The organism is Streptomyces zaehneri, from assembly GCF_032248645.1.
GTDB classification, from domain to species: Bacteria; Actinomycetota; Actinomycetes; order Streptomycetales; family Streptomycetaceae; genus Streptomyces; species Streptomyces coriariae.
The window spans coordinates 21,821-36,440 of sequence record NZ_JASTTJ010000011.1 but is presented as its reverse complement, the minus strand read 5'-3'; the positions used below and the strand labels follow the sequence as shown (position 1 = coordinate 36,440).

Sequence of the window (14,620 nt, the reverse complement as noted above, 5' to 3'; positions counted from 1 at the left end):
CACAACTCTCGGTAGTCGCGCCACTTTGGAGAGTGACCGTCGCTCCGCTAGGTTCTGGGGGCCCGATCCGGACCCCTCCCCTGGAGTGTCGGCGTGAGCAACTCGCAGTACTTCGAGTACGAGCCGTACGCCGGTGGCGGGTCGTACGTCGACCTGCACGACGCCGAGACGATCGCGTACGGCGTGTACGCGGCGCCCGGGACGTACGACGACACGTACCGCCCCGCGTACGAGACGTACGAGGCGTACGAAGCGCCGCCCCCGCCTCCCGAGACGCCCCAGCTCCCCGAGACCCTCCAGCTCCCCGAACCGGTCCGGTTCGCCGAGACGGTCCAGCTCACGGGGGCGTCCCCGTACGCCGAGACGGTCCAGCTCACGGGGGCGTCCCCGTACGCCGAGACGGTCCAGCTCACGGGGGCGTCCCCGTACGCCGAGACGGTCCAGCTCTCCGGACCGGTGCTGCCCCGGCAGGCTCCGCCGGCCCAGCCTGTTCCGCCGCACCGGCTGCCGCCGCTGCCGGGGCAGGACGGGGGGCCGGACGGGGGGCGGGCCGCGCGCCGGCGCCGGACGCGCTCCGCCGAGCGTCCGGAGTCCACGATCCGCCGGCTGGTCCCGCAGGCGCTCGTCGTCGCGTTCCTGGCCGGCGGCACCACCGCCTTCGTCGCCGAGGACAAGGCGGTCGAGCTGACCGTCGACGGCAAGCCGCGCACGCTGCACACCTTCGCCGACGACGTGAGCGAACTCCTCGCCGAGGAAGGCGTGCGGGTGGGCGCGCACGACGTCGTGGCGCCCGGCCCCGACACCGCCCTCACCAGCGGTGACGAGATCGCGGTGCACTACGGGCGGCCCGTCAGGCTCACCCTGGACGGACACCGGCACGAGGTGTGGACGACGGCGCACACCGTGCAGGAGGCGCTCCGGCAGTTCGGGGTGCGCGCGGAGGGCGCCTACCTGTCCGTCCCGCGCTCCCGGCCGATCGGCCGCGCGGGGCTCGCGCTGGACGTGCGCACCGAGCGCTCGGTCACGGTGATGGCCGACGGCCGGGCCCGCACCGTCCGCACCAACGCGGCGACCGTGCGCGAGGCCGTGGCGGCGGCCGGGATCACCCTGCGCGGCCAGGACACCACGTCCGTCGCGCCCGGCAGCTTCCCGCGCGACGGGCAGACGGTCACCGTGCTGCGGATCACCGGCAGCAAGGAGGTGCGGGAGGAGGCGATCCCGTTCGACGTGCGCCGCACCCACGACCCCTCGCTGTTCAAGGGCACGGAGGTGGTGGAGCGGGCCGGACAGCCCGGCCTGCGCCGGATCACGTACGCGCTGCGCACCGTGAACGGCGTACGCCAGACACCACGGCGGATCCGCGACGAGATCGTGCGCCGACCGCGCGACCAGGTGGTGAAGGTCGGGACGAAGCCGCTGCCGGCCTCCGTGCGGGGCGCCGACGGCCTGGACTGGGAGGGCCTCGCGGTCTGCGAGTCGGGCGGCCGGCCGAACGCGGTCGACCCCTCGGGCACGTACGGCGGGCTGTACCAGTTCGACACCCGCACCTGGCAGAGCCTCGGCGGCAGCGGACGGCCCCAGGACGCCCCGGCGGCGGAACAGACGTTCCGCGCGAAGAAGCTGTACGTGCGACGCGGGGCGAGTCCCTGGCCGCACTGCGGGACGCGGCTGCACGGGTGAGAGGTGCGGCGGCGGACGGTGTCCGTGCGCCCCCGTACCCTTGTCCCGTGAGTACCAGCCCCGCCCCCGACGCCCTGCTGGGCCCCGCCGACATCCGTGAGCTGGCGGCGGTCCTCGGCGTGCGTCCCACCAAACAGCGCGGCCAGAACTTCGTGATCGACGCGAACACGGTCCGCCGTATCGTCCGCACCGCGGAGGTCCGGCCCGACGACGTGGTCGTCGAGGTCGGCCCGGGGCTCGGCTCGCTCACCCTGGCGCTGCTGGAGACCGCCGACCGGGTCACGGCCGTCGAGATCGACGACGTCCTGGCCGGCGCGCTGCCCGCGACGATCGCGGCACGCATGCCGGAGCGCGCGGAGCGCTTCGCGCTGGTGCACTCCGACGCGATGCAGGTGACCGAGCTGCCCGGCCCCGCCCCGACCGCGCTGGTCGCGAACCTGCCGTACAACGTGGCCGTCCCCGTGCTGCTGCACATGCTGGAGACCTTCCCCAGCATCGAGCGCACCCTCGTCATGGTCCAGTCCGAAGTCGCCGACCGGCTCGCCGCCGGGCCCGGCTCGAAGGTGTACGGCGTGCCGTCGGTCAAGGCCAACTGGTACGCCGAGGTCAAGCGGGCCGGCGCCATCGGGCGCAAGGTGTTCTGGCCCGCGCCGAACGTGGACAGCGGGCTGGTGTCGCTGGTGCGGCGGACCGAGCCGATCGACACCACGGCGTCGCGGCGCGAGGTGTTCGCCGTCGTCGACGCGGCGTTCGCCCAGCGCCGCAAGACCCTGCGGGCCGCGCTCGCCGGATGGGCGGGCTCCCCGGCCCGTGCGGAGGAGGCCCTCGTGGCGGCCGGCGTCTCGCCGCAGGCGCGCGGCGAGGCCCTCACGGTCGAGGAGTTCGCCCGCATCGCCGAGGCCGCGCCCGACCGGGAGACGCCCGTCGCCTCCCCGGCGCCCCTCGCGACCCCGCGGCGGAGGGACTCCGAGTGAGCGTCACCGTGCGTGTGCCCGCCAAGGTCAACGTGCAGCTCGCGGTGGGCGCCGCCCGCGCGGACGGCTTCCACGACCTGGCGAACGTCTTCCTCGCGGTCGGTCTGTACGACGAGGTCACGGTGACCCCGGCCGACGGACTCCGCGTCACCTGCGAGGGCCCGGACGCCGGTCAGGTGCCCCTGGACCGTACGAACCTGGCGGCGCGGGCCGCGATCGCGCTGGCCGAGCGGTACGGCCGTACGCCCGACGTGCACCTCCACATCGCCAAGGACATCCCCGTCGCCGGGGGCATGGCGGGCGGCAGCGCGGACGGCGCGGGCGCGCTGCTGGCCTGCGACGCGCTGTGGGGCACCGGCGCCACCCGTGACGAACTCCTCGAGATCTGCGCCGAGTTGGGCAGCGATGTGCCGTTCAGCCTGGTCGGCGGGGCGGCTCTGGGCACCGGGCGCGGCGAGAAGCTGGCGGCCCTGGAGGCAGGCGGCACGTTCCACTGGGTGTTCGCGATGGCCGAACGGGGGCTGTCGACACCGTCGGTGTTCCGGGAGTTCGACCGGCTGGCGCAGGGCCGGGACATCCCCGAACCGGTGGCCTCCCGGCGCCTCCTCGACGCCCTGGCCGAGGGGGACCCCGACGCCCTCGCCGCCACCGTCTCCAACGACCTCCAGCCGGCCGCGCTGTCGCTCTTCCCCGAACTCGCCGACACCCTCGCCGCGGGCCACGCGGCCGGCGCCCTCGCCACGCTCGTCTCGGGCTCGGGCCCGACCACCGCCTTCCTCGCCCGCGACACCGCAGCCGCGCAGAAGATCGCGCAGGCGCTGCGCACGTCGGGCACCTGCAGGAGCGTGCGCGTGGCGGCGGGACCGGCGCCGGGCGCGACGGTCGTCGGGGGCGCGCGGTAGTCCGGCCGCACGAGTCCTTCGGCCACCGGACGTCGGGCCGTGGGGCATCGGGCCGCCGGTGATCCGGCGGCCCCGAGGGGCCCGCGCCCTCTACCGGTCCGGCGGCCCGGCCCGCTCGCGAGCGTGCCCGGTCCGCCCCGGCGTGCGCGAGGGGGCGTCCGCCCGCGCGCGCAACCGTTCGTCGCCCTGGGGGAGGCGGCGTCCGTACGGCGGAGTCCGGGGGCGTGAGCGGCTCGCGCACGCGCCGTTCGTGAACGGCGCGCACGACCATCGCGCGCCCTGCCGCAAGCCGCTGCCGCCCTCATGGCCGCGAAGGACCGCGAAGGAAGCCGGGCCCCGAAGCGCGAAGGACCGCGAAGGAAACCGGGCACCGAAGGGTGTCCGCCGCGCGGACTACCCTGGAGGGTCGAGCATCCCCCGTGGCAGGAGAGAAATGGCCGTCAATCTGGTCAATGTCGAGAACGTCAGCAAGGTGTACGGGACCCGTACCCTCCTCGACGGCATCTCGCTCGGCGTGTCCGAAGGGGACCGGATCGGCGTCGTCGGCCGCAACGGCGACGGGAAGACCACGCTGATCCGCATGCTCGCCAAACTGGAGGACGCGGACTCCGGCCGGGTCACGCACTCCGGCGGGGTCCGCCTCGGCGTACTCACCCAGCACGACTCGCTCGACTCGGCCGCGACCGTCCGGCACGAGGTCATCCGGGACATGGCCGACCACGAGTGGGCCGGCAACGCCAAGGTCAGGGACGTGCTCACGGGGCTCTTCGGCGGGCTCGACCTGCCGGGGTTCCCGCAGGGCCTGGACACCGTGATCGGCCCGCTCTCCGGCGGTGAGCGCCGCCGGATCGCGCTCGCCAAGCTGCTGATCGAGGAGCAGGACCTGATCGTCCTGGACGAGCCGACCAACCACCTCGACGTCGAGGGCATCTCCTGGCTGGCCCGGCATCTGCGCGAGCGCCGTTCCGCGCTCGTCTGCGTCACCCACGACCGCTGGTTCCTGGACCAGGTCTGCACCCGCATGTGGGACGTGCAGCGCGGCGACGTCCACGAGTACGAGGGCGGCTACTCCGACTACGTCTTCGCGCGCGCCGAGCGTGAGCGGATCGCCGCGACCGAGGAGGTCAAGCGGCAGAACCTGGTCCGCAAGGAGCTCGCCTGGCTGCGCCGCGGCGCCCCCGCGCGGACGTCCAAGCCGCGGTTCCGCGTCGAGGCCGCCAACGAGCTCATCAAGGACGTGCCGCCGCCCCGCGACAGCAGCGAGCTGATGAAGTTCGCCTCCTCGCGCCTCGGCAGGACCGTCTTCGACCTCGAGGACGTCACCGTCCAGGCCGGTCCGAAGGTGCTGCTCAAGCACATCACCTGGCACCTCGGCCCCGGGGACCGCATCGGCCTCGTCGGGGTCAACGGCGCCGGCAAGACCTCGCTGCTGCGGGCCCTGGCCGAGGCCGCCCGCACCGAGGGCGAGGTGCAGCCGGTGGCCGGCCGGGTCGTCGTCGGCAAGACCGTCAAGCTGGCCTACCTCTCCCAGGAGGTCGGCGAACTCGACCCCGGGCTGCGCGTCCTGGAGGCCGTCCAGCAGGTCCGTGAGCGCGTCGACCTGGGCAAGGGGCGCGAGCTGACCGCCGGGCAGCTCTGCGAGACGTTCGGCTTCGGCAAGGACAAGCAGTGGACGCCGGTCGGGGACCTGTCGGGCGGCGAGCGCCGCCGGCTGCAGATCCTGCGCCTGCTCATGGACGAGCCCAACGTCCTCTTCCTCGACGAACCCACCAACGACCTCGACATCGAGACCCTGACCCAGCTCGAGGACCTCCTCGACGGCTGGCCGGGCTCGATGATCGTCATCTCCCACGACCGCTTCTTCGTCGAGCGGACCACGGACCGGGTCTTCGCCCTCCTCGGCGACGCCGCCCTGCGGATGCTCCCGCGCGGCATCGACGAGTACATCGAGCGCCGGCAGCGCATGGAGGAGGCCGCGGCCGCCTCGGCTCCGGCGGCCGTCGCGAAGCCGGTGACCGAGAAGAGCGCCGCCGACCAGCGCGCCGCCAAGAAGGAACTCCAGAAGATCGAGCGGCAGTTGGACAAGGTCTCCGAGAAGGAGACCAAGCTGCACGCCCGGATCGCGGACAACGCCACCGACTTCGAGAAGGTCGCCGAACTCGACGCCGAGCTGCGGGGATTGGTGGGCGAGCGCGAGGAACTGGAGCTGCGGTGGCTGGAACTCGCCGAGGACGCGTGAAGGGCGGGTGAAGGCGCATAACGACGGCATCACGGGCCGGTCCTCCCTTGGGAACAGGGGTGGAGCGGCCCAGGGAGCCGTCCGTGGCGGGTGATAGAAAGAGCCGTCTGAGAACTCTCTGAAGACGGCTCCGGGCGGTCACTGACCTGGGGGCGTGGCTAAAAACCAGTGACATAGGGGGAACACGCTGATGGCTCAGCCGCCCAATCAGCCGCCGCAGCAGGGTGGTTTCGGAGCACCGCAGGACCAGCCGCAGCCGTCGCAGGCATCGCAGCCGCCGCAGGCGCCACAGGGCGGCTTCGGCGCGCCCCAGATGCCGCCGCAGCCGCCCCAGGGCCCGCCCGCCCAGCCGCCGCAGCCGGGTTACGGCTATCCGCAGCAACAGCCGCAGCAGTCCGGTCCGTACGGCCAGCCGACGCAGCCGGGTCCTTACGGCCGGCCGCCGCAGGCCGGTCCGTACGGTCAGCCGCAGCAGCCGGGCCCCTACGGCCAGCCCGGCCCCTATGCCCAGCCGGGTCCGTACGGCCAGCAGCCGGGTTACGGCTATCCGCAGCCGCCCCAGTTCCCCGGCGCGCCCGGCGCGCCCGGTACGCCGCCCGGTGGGCGCAACCCCTTCAAGGGGCGGCCCGCGCTGGTGGTCGGGGCCGCGGTGGCGGCGCTGCTGGTGATCGGCGGGACGGTGTTCGCGGTCACGAACGGCGACGACGGCGGCAAGAAGCCGGTCGCCGAGCCGAGCGACGACGGCAAGGCCACGTCGAGCGGCGCCCCGGTCAACCCCGGTGACGGCAGCGGCGACGGCGGCGAGGACACCGAGGACTTCAACGCGGACCGCAAGGCCGGCGAGGCGAAGGTGCTCTGGTACAAGGAGGCGCCCGACGCGCCCGCCTCCGGCGCCGACGCCCCCGGGATGTGGATCACCTCCAAGACGGCCGTGAAGGCGGCGTACAAGGAGGTCGTCGCGTACGACGTCGCCGACGGCAAGCCGACCTGGGACACCATCGCCCTGCCACAGAAGATCTGCGCGGTCACCCCGCAGAAGACGGCGGACGACAAGGTCGTCGTGGCGTACATGAGCGGCACCAGCGACCGCGCCAAGTGCAACCAGCTCCAGCAGATCGACCTCAACACCGGCGCCCAGGGCTGGAAGGGCGTCGTCGCGGACGGCGCGCTGTTCGACAGCGCCATCAGCATCGAGCTGTCGCTGGCCGGCAACACCCTGATGGTGGGCCGCTCGCAGTCCGGCACGGCGTACGACGTCCGCACCGGCAAGAAGCTGTACGACAAGCAGAAGTACGGCGACGCCTGCTTCCCGACGGCGTTCGCCGGCGGCACCCGGCTGATCGCGGTGGCGTCCTGCGACGCGACCGAGGCCAACGAGCACGACGAGATCCAGGAGCTGGACCCGGCGACCGGCAAGGTCAGGTGGACCCAGAAGTTCGACAAGGGCTGGTCGGTCGCCAAGACGTACTCCGTCGACCCGCTGGTGGTCTACAGCACCAACGACGACAAGAACACCTGGAACATCGCGACGTTCAAGCCGGACGGCTCCTACCGCTCCCAGGTCGGCTTCGACGAGGACTTCGCGCCCGAGTGCGACTCCGGCTTCCTCCAGCGCAACCTCACCGGCTGCGCGGGCACGGCCTCCGACGCCAACACGCTCTACCTGCCGACCGAGTCGAAGAGCGGCCCCAACGAGATCGTGGCGATCGACCTCTCCACCGGCAAGGAGAAGTGGCGTGTGAAGTCCCCGACCGACGAGGCGATGCTGCCGGTGAAGGTCGAGGGCGGCAACCTCGTCGCGTACGTCGAGCCGTCGTACGACGCGGCCGGCCGGGTGGTGGGCATCCCGACGGCCGGGTCCGCCCACACGCCGACGACGCTGATGCAGCTGCCCCAGAGCACGGCCGAGATCGAGGACAGCTTCTACTCGCGTGACCTCGCCTGGGTCGACGGGCGCCTCTACCTCTCCTCCACCCGGCTGACGGGCAACGACGAGACGAAGGAGAAGCTGATGCTCGCCTACGGCAAGTGAGGCGACCCACCGCCTTCCCCGCCCCGTCCAAGTCCCCGCCCGTCCGCCCGAGCTTTCCGAGCGTTCTCCCGAGGTATCCACACCATGACCCAGCCGCCGCCCCCGCCGCCGAACGAGCCCTCGCAGCAGCCGCAGCCGCCGCAGCAGGGCGGTTTCGGCCCGCCCCAGCCGCCGCAGGACACGCCGCCGCAGGACGCCGTGCCCAAGGACGCGGCCCCGCGGGACGCCGCGCCGCAGCCGCCCGCCCCCGACCTGACGAAGGCTCCGGAGCCGGGCTACGGCTACCCGCAGGCACCCCAGCCGGACCAGGCGCCCCAGGCCCCGGCCCAGGCGGCTCAGCACCCCCAGCCGCCTCAGCCGCCGCAGACGCCTCCGCCCCCGGCCCCGTCCGGCCCCCCGCAGCAGCCCCAGCCGGGGTACGGCTACCCGCAGGCGCCCGGACAGCCGGCGCCCCCGGCCGCCGCCCCCGGTTACGGCTACCCGGCCCAGCCGGGCACGCCCGCGCCGTACGGTCAGCCCCAGCAGCCGGGCCCCTACGGCCAGCCGACGCTCCCGTACGGCCAGCAGCCCGGTTACGGCTACCCGGGGCAGCCGGGGCAGCCGGGGTATCCGGGGTATCCGACCGTTCCGGCGGGTTACGGCTACCCGGGTCAGCCCACCATGCCCATGCACCCGCAGGCCGGCGGCCCCGGCCAGGGAGCGGGCGGCGTCGGCAGGAAGTTCAACGCGCAGGTGGCGATCATCGTCGGGGCGGTCGTCGCGATCGCCCTGATCGTCGGCGGCGGCGTCTGGTACGCGAAGTCCAGCGACGGCGGCAAGAAGGAAGAGGCGGGTACCGCGGGTCCGACCGGCGGCGGGGGTGACACCGGCGGCACGGGAGGCACCGGCGGCACGCCCTCCGGCGGCAAGGAGAAGGTGCCGGCCGACCCCGCCTCGGACGTCCTGTTCAAGGTCCCGATGCCCGTGATCAAGAAGGACGACAGCGTCGGCGTCAAGGGCTCCTGGCTGACCGACAAGGCGTACGTGAAGACGGGCGTCAGCGAGATCGCCGGCTACGACCTGGACAAGGGCACCAAGCTCTGGTCGGTCCCGCTGCCCGGACCGGTGTGCGAGGCCAGCAAGTTCGCCACCGACGACTACCGCACGGCGGTCACCTTCCAGGCGAGCGCCGCCGAGACGGCCTCCTGCGACCAGGTCGCGGCGATCGACCTGGCCGCGGGCAAGCAGCTGTGGAAGAAGACCGTCAACTCCGGTGACTACCCGATCAGTTTCAATAACGTGACGGTCAGCGCGAACACGGTGGCCCTCGGCAGCACCAACGGCGGCGCCGCCTTCGACATCGACTCCGGCAAGGTGCTGTGGTCGCCGAAGCCCGCCGACACCTGCTACGACGCCGGCTACGGCGGCGGCCCGAAGCTGGTGGCCGTGCGCAAGTGCGGCGCGTACGACAACCCCGAGCTGCACATCCAGACCATCGACCCGGTGTCCGGGAAGGTGATCTCCGAGTACAAGCTGGCCACGGGCATCGACTACGCGTCCGTCGTGTCCAGCGACCCCCTGGTGGTGGCCGCCGACGTCGGCGACAGCGCCGGTGACGGCAGCGGCATCTCGGACTTCTTCTCCATCGACAACAAGACCGGCAAGCTGCGCACCCGGATCTCGGTCCCGGGCGACCAGTACGCGGCCGACTGCGAGGGCATCACCAGGATCGAGGCCTGCACGGGACTGGCCGTCGGCAACGACCGGATCTACGTCCCGACCGAGGAGCACGACGGCACCGGCGACTACAGCCGGACCAACGAGGTCATCGCCTTCGACCTGGCCACCGGCAAGCAGACCGGCCAGCGCGCGGACGCCGGCGACGGCTACACGATCTACCCGCTGCGCATGGACGGCAGCAACCTGATCGCCTACAAGCGGCCGCCGTACGACAAGGGCGGGCAGGTCGTCAGCATCGCCGGAGGCTCCTTCAAGGAGACCAAGCTGCTGGAGAACCCGGCCACGGACGCGGTGCACGACCTGGAGACCAGCATGTCCCCGGAGTACTCCGAGGTCCTCTACTCCCAGGGACGCCTGTTCATGTCCGAGGTGTACGCCGACGACGGCTCGCTCTCGAGCGGCGACCCGCAGTACCTCGCGGTCGCGTACGGCGCGGGCAGCTGATCGTCCTAATCGCCGTCACGGCCCCGTCCCTGCTCAGGGGCGGGGCCGTTCACTTACCGCCCATGCCCCTCGAATGTGAGGAATTTCGACGATCCGGGGCACTTCTCACCGGTAGGGGGAGCGCAACGTCGAACAAGCGTGTAGCTTCCGGGGGCATGAAGGACAGGGTGCCGGGGGGCACCCTTTGTTGGTCCGTGTGAGTCCGTGTGAGCCCGTGAGGGCATCCATGGGGGGACTGGGGGGTTGCTCGTTGGGAGTGCGGCTGATGGTGGTCGACGACCACCGACTGCTTGCCGAGGCACTGGCCTCGGCGCTCAAACTGCGGGGGCACCGGGTGCTCGCCGCGGCGGCACCTGCCGCGGGCGCGGCCGAACTGGTGATCACCCGCGCCCCGGAGGTGTGTCTGCTGGGCACGGCGGTCCCGGCCGAGCCGGGCATCTTCGACCCGGTGGTCCGCATCAAGCGGGAGCGGCCGCAGGTGGCGGTCCTGGTCCTCGGCCCGGTGCCGAGCCCCCGGGGCATCGCGGCGGCCTTCGCCGCGGGCGCCTCCGGCTACGTACGCCACGACGAGCGCATAGAGGGCGTCGAGCGGGCCATCATGAAGGCGCGGGCGGGCGAGGCGGCGGTGGCTCCGGCACTGCTGCAGGGCGCCTTCAGCGAACTGCTGAACCCGGCGGCCCAGCCGGACGACGAGGGCCAGCGGCTGCTCCAGATGCTCACGCCCCGCGAGGTGGAGGTCCTGGTCCGGGTCGCGGACGGCGAGGACACCCGCCTGATCGCCGCCGGTATGGGCATCGCCCCGTCCACGGCCCGCACGCACGTCCAGCGGGTCCTGATGAAACTGGGCGTCGGCTCCCGCCTGGAGGCGGCGGCGCTCGCGGCCCGCACGGGCCTGCTGGACCGCGCGGGCCCGCTGCCGCACACCTCCCGGGACACGGAAACGGGCCCGGGGCCGGAGTTCTGACGAACTCCGGCCCCGTAGCGGGGAGTTGCGGGCGGGTCAGCCGAAGCGCAGCTTCGTCGTCGCCCACGCGCTGTCCGCGCTGATCACCGCCGTGCCCGTGCCGATCACCGCGGCGCCGCCCTTGTAGAAGTAGATGCTTCCGGCGCTGGACAGGGCCCAGAGGTCGGGGATGCCGTCGTCGTTGACGTCCGGGGTGCCGTAGAGGTGGCTCGTGGGCACCGTGGTGGTCGACCATCCCTCGGCGTAGACCTCGTCGGCGCCCGTCTTGGATGCCGCTGCCGTCGACAGGGAAGCGATGGTGGAGCCGCCGGCGCTGTCCTTGACGCCGAACCGCAGGTAGAGACGGCTGGAGGAGCCGGAGCGCCACAGCAGGTCGGGCGCGCCGTCGGCGTCGTGGTCGCCGACCGAGACCAGGTCGCGGTCCAGCCACGCGGTGCTGGCGATCTTGGTGACCGTCAGGAACGTGGCGCCGGTGTAGCCCTCGAAGGCCCACAACTCGCCGCCGGTGGCGGTGGCGAACAGGTCGACGCGGCCGTCCGCGTCGTAGTCGCCCACGATGATCTGGTCGAAGGTCGCGGGGTCCGGGGAGCCCGAGGGCAGCCGGAGGGTCATGCGCCGGGAGATGTCGACGCTGCCGTAGCCGTCGCCGGGGTACACGTACAGCTTGCCGTCGGGCATCCGGGCGAAGACGTCGCCGATGCCGTCGGCGCCGAGCGCGTCGCCGCCGTGGGCGATCAGTGCCGCGGTGCCGTCGGCGCCCGTCCAGTAGGCCGGCGCGTGGTCCACGCCGTCCTCGTCCGGGTCGGAGAGCAGGCCGACGCCGTCGTCATGGGCGGCCTCCATGCCGACGTGCAGGTCACCGGCGGTCGACGAGGGGTACATCCACAGGTTGCCGCCCGAACTGATCGCGAACAGGTCGGGGGTGCCGTCCCCCGTGGTGTCGCCGGCCACGTCGGCGGTGTCGCGCGGGGTGACGTAGAACAGGTACTTCGTGCCGATCGAGACATTGCCCGCGCTGTCCACGGCCCGCGCGTACAGCACGTTGGGGCCGGCCAGCGGCGGCGGCAGCGACACGGTCGTCGAGGCGCCCGCGGTGACGGTCTTGCTGCTCGCGTAGGTCGTGGTGTTGAACGACCACTGGAACTTGGTGACGTCGGTGTCCTCGTCCGGCGCGAAGGTGAAGTTGCCGGACGTGCCGAACTTCACCGTCGACCAGACCGTGCCGTCCTCGTCCGCCGCCGGGAAGGCGGTGGAGGTGATCAGCGGCTCGTTGGGCACGCTGCTGTCGTAGACGAACCGGCACACGTACGGGTCGGAGGTCGGCGCGTACGGTGAGGCGGCCCCGCTGGAGTCGATCGCGCGCACCCGCCACGAGTACTGGTAGCCGTTGGTGAACGACGACTTGGCGACCGTGACCGACGCCTTGCCTGCGCTGGTGACCGTGACGTTCCTGTCGAGGATCTTGCTGTCGCCGTAGCCGGTCCGCCACAGCTCGAAGTCCAGGTACTTCAGGTCCTGGCGGGTGGAGGTGTCGTCCGCGTCGGAGGAGGCGGCCGACAGCACGAGGTCGCGCTTGCCGATGTGGAGGTAGGGGGTGGTGCGGTCGCAGGTGCCGCCCGGGGTCTGGACGACCGAACTCGGCGTCTTCGGCTTGCGGTTGTAGACGAGGGTGAGCTTGGGGGCGCTGTCGCCCTCCGCGCGGAACTTCTTCCAGGCGTACGCCGAGTCCTCGGTGCTGGCCCGCAGCCCGATGGTCATCGAGGACCAGCCGCCGTCCGCCGCGTCCTGTGCGACCGACTTCGCGTCGTAGCTGACGTAGGAGTCCGGGCAGGAGGAGTTGTAGCCGTAGGCGAAGGACTTGGTGCCGATCTCCGACTTCCAGTCCGGCTGGTTGTTCCAGGTGGTCTTGGAGGAGATGCCGGAGGTCAGCCAGACCTGGGTCTCGCGCGCGGAGCACGACCAGGAGTAGGTCTCGCGCAGCCGTATGGAGGCCGACGAGATGCCGGCTCCCTTGATGTCGGTGGACCAGCCGAGCTTGAAGAAGGAGCGGGACAGGCCCCAGGTGGTGGACTCGAAGCCGACGCGGGCCTCGGTGGTGCCGCTGTTGTAGTTGGCGCCGTCGTAGAAGCTGGAACTCGGGTACTTCTTGTAGGCCGTGGTCCAGTTCTTCGTCTTGCCGTAGATCGTGGGGTCGACGAAGACCGGGTAGACGGTGTCCGCGTCCGCGAGCAGGTCGGCGTCCGGCACGATCGACAGGGCGGTGGAGGCGGCGCCCGGGGCGCTCAACGCGGTTCCGGCGACGGCCATATGGGTGCCCGGGTCGGGTCCGGCGAGGCCCGGCAGGGCGAACACCTGGGCGTCGGTGAGGGCGGCGGACGACGCCGGGTGGAAGGCGGCCGGGTCGGCGGTGGCCGCGCCGGTGTCCCCGGTGTCGCCGTCCTCGGTGTCGCCGCTCTCGGTGGCGGTCGCCGTCGGCGCGTCGGTGTCCTGCCCGTCCTCGGGCGCGGCGCTCTCCTCGCCGACCGGCGCGCCGGGCTCCTCGGAGTAGGACGGCGCCGGCGCGGCGCTCTCCTCGGCCGGCTCGGGGTCGGCGCCCTCGGTGACCGCGTACGTGCCGGCCGAGTCCCACAGGTAGGGGGTGGGGGAGACGGCGATCTCCTGGCCGTCGCGGTCCGTGCCGGTGACGATCTTCGTGACGGGGTCGAGGTGGAAGGTCAGGTCGGGGGAGGAGAGCCCGTAGGACAGCCGGGTGAGGGCGGGGTCGGCCGCGGCCTCGGCGCTGTGCACGACGAGGACGTGGCTGAAGCCGCCGGCCTGGGCCGTCAGCATCAGGTCGACGCCGTCGAGGACCTCGCGGTACAGCGCGCTCGACCCGCTGATCGTGGGCTCGGGCAGGGCGCCGGGCCAGCTCAGGGTGATCTCGTGGCCGCCGCTGGTGAGGGTGGCAAGCTCGGAGAAGCCCTCGGTGGCGTCGGCGACCCGCACGGCGTCACCGCCGCGCGCGACGGTGTAGACGGCTGCCTCGACGCTCTGGCCGGTCTTGCCGTTCCTGCCGGTCCTACGGTTCCTGGCGCTCTCGCCGCCGCCGGTCCCGGCACCGCCGCCAGCCGAGAACACCACGGGATCGACGGTCGCCCTGGCGGCCCAGCCCTGTGCGGTCCGGGCCAGGCTCGTGTCGATGGGCTTCCAGGCGCCGTTCACCCGGGCCCGCACCGGCGCTCCGTGGGCGACCAGCTCGAAGCTGCCGTCGGGGCGCGCGTACGTCGTGGACGTCTCGTCGCGCAGGGCGGTGACCTCGACGCGCCTGCCCGCGGCGACGGCCTGCTGCTGCGCGGTGTCCTGGTCCAGCGGACGGGCGGCGGCCTGCTTCGTCCCGGCGGGGGCGTCGGCGGTGCCGGGGTCGTCGAACAGCGGCACGGCCAGCAGCCCGACGCCGATCGCGCCGGCGACGGCTGCGGCGACCCCTGCCCGGCCGCGCCCGGACGCGGGCAGGCCGAAGCGACGACGTTCCATGGGCTTGCGCCCCCTCCCCCTGAAATCCCGGGCGAGCCAGGATTCTGTGAATGAGCTATGCCGCAACCGGGGGCCTGCTTTTCGCATCCCACGCCCGGAAAGCGCGCACCAGAGCATTGCCGATGCCGAGGAGATTGCGCCACACCACTCGAT

8 protein-coding genes are annotated in these 14,620 nt (G+C 72.7%); 7 read left to right on the top strand and 1 reads right to left on the bottom strand.

From position 1 onward, the window contains the following. The first annotated feature begins 93 nt into the window (after positions 1-93). The 7 genes from QQM72_RS19625 to QQM72_RS19595 all read left to right on the top strand — a co-directional run bounded on the left by QQM72_RS19625 (position 94) and on the right by QQM72_RS19595 (position 10,954). Positions 94-1,680: a ubiquitin-like domain-containing protein gene (locus QQM72_RS19625; RefSeq protein ID WP_314222166.1), complete on the top strand. Its 1,587-nt coding sequence runs from the start codon at positions 94-96 to the stop codon at positions 1,678-1,680. Positions 1,681-1,727: 47 nt separating this feature from the next. After that, on the top strand, positions 1,728-2,654 hold the full coding sequence (gene rsmA / locus QQM72_RS19620) for a 16S rRNA (adenine(1518)-N(6)/adenine(1519)-N(6))-dimethyltransferase RsmA (protein ID WP_314222165.1): 927 nt from the start codon (positions 1,728-1,730) through the stop codon (positions 2,652-2,654). Continuing rightward, positions 2,651-3,556 (top strand): 4-(cytidine 5'-diphospho)-2-C-methyl-D-erythritol kinase, encoded by a 906-nt coding sequence (locus QQM72_RS19615; protein WP_314222164.1) that lies wholly within the window; start codon positions 2,651-2,653, stop codon positions 3,554-3,556. Before rsmA ends, QQM72_RS19615 begins: the two co-directional genes overlap by 4 nt. 433 nt (positions 3,557-3,989) lie before the next feature. Then, positions 3,990-5,795: an ABC-F family ATP-binding cassette domain-containing protein gene (locus QQM72_RS19610; protein ID WP_314222163.1), complete on the top strand. Its 1,806-nt coding sequence runs from the start codon at positions 3,990-3,992 to the stop codon at positions 5,793-5,795. 190 nt (positions 5,796-5,985) lie between these two features. After that, positions 5,986-7,827, top strand: a complete 1,842-nt coding sequence (locus tag QQM72_RS19605) for an outer membrane protein assembly factor BamB family protein (protein WP_314222162.1) — start codon at positions 5,986-5,988, stop codon at positions 7,825-7,827. A gap of 84 nt (positions 7,828-7,911) precedes the next feature. Next, positions 7,912-9,990, top strand: a complete 2,079-nt coding sequence (locus QQM72_RS19600) for an outer membrane protein assembly factor BamB family protein (RefSeq protein ID WP_314222161.1) — start codon at positions 7,912-7,914, stop codon at positions 9,988-9,990. Between the two features lie 265 nt (positions 9,991-10,255). Further along, complete coding sequence (locus QQM72_RS19595) at positions 10,256-10,954, top strand: helix-turn-helix transcriptional regulator (protein WP_314222160.1); 699 nt, start codon at positions 10,256-10,258, stop codon at positions 10,952-10,954. A 36-nt stretch (positions 10,955-10,990) separates the two neighbouring features. On the opposite strand, the gene QQM72_RS19590 is transcribed toward QQM72_RS19595, so the two are convergent. After that, positions 10,991-14,467 carry a DNRLRE domain-containing protein gene (locus tag QQM72_RS19590; protein WP_314222159.1) on the bottom strand — a complete coding sequence of 1,159 codons (3,477 nt, stop codon included), beginning with the start codon at positions 14,465-14,467 and terminating at the stop codon, positions 10,991-10,993. Positions 14,468-14,620 lie beyond the last annotated feature (153 nt).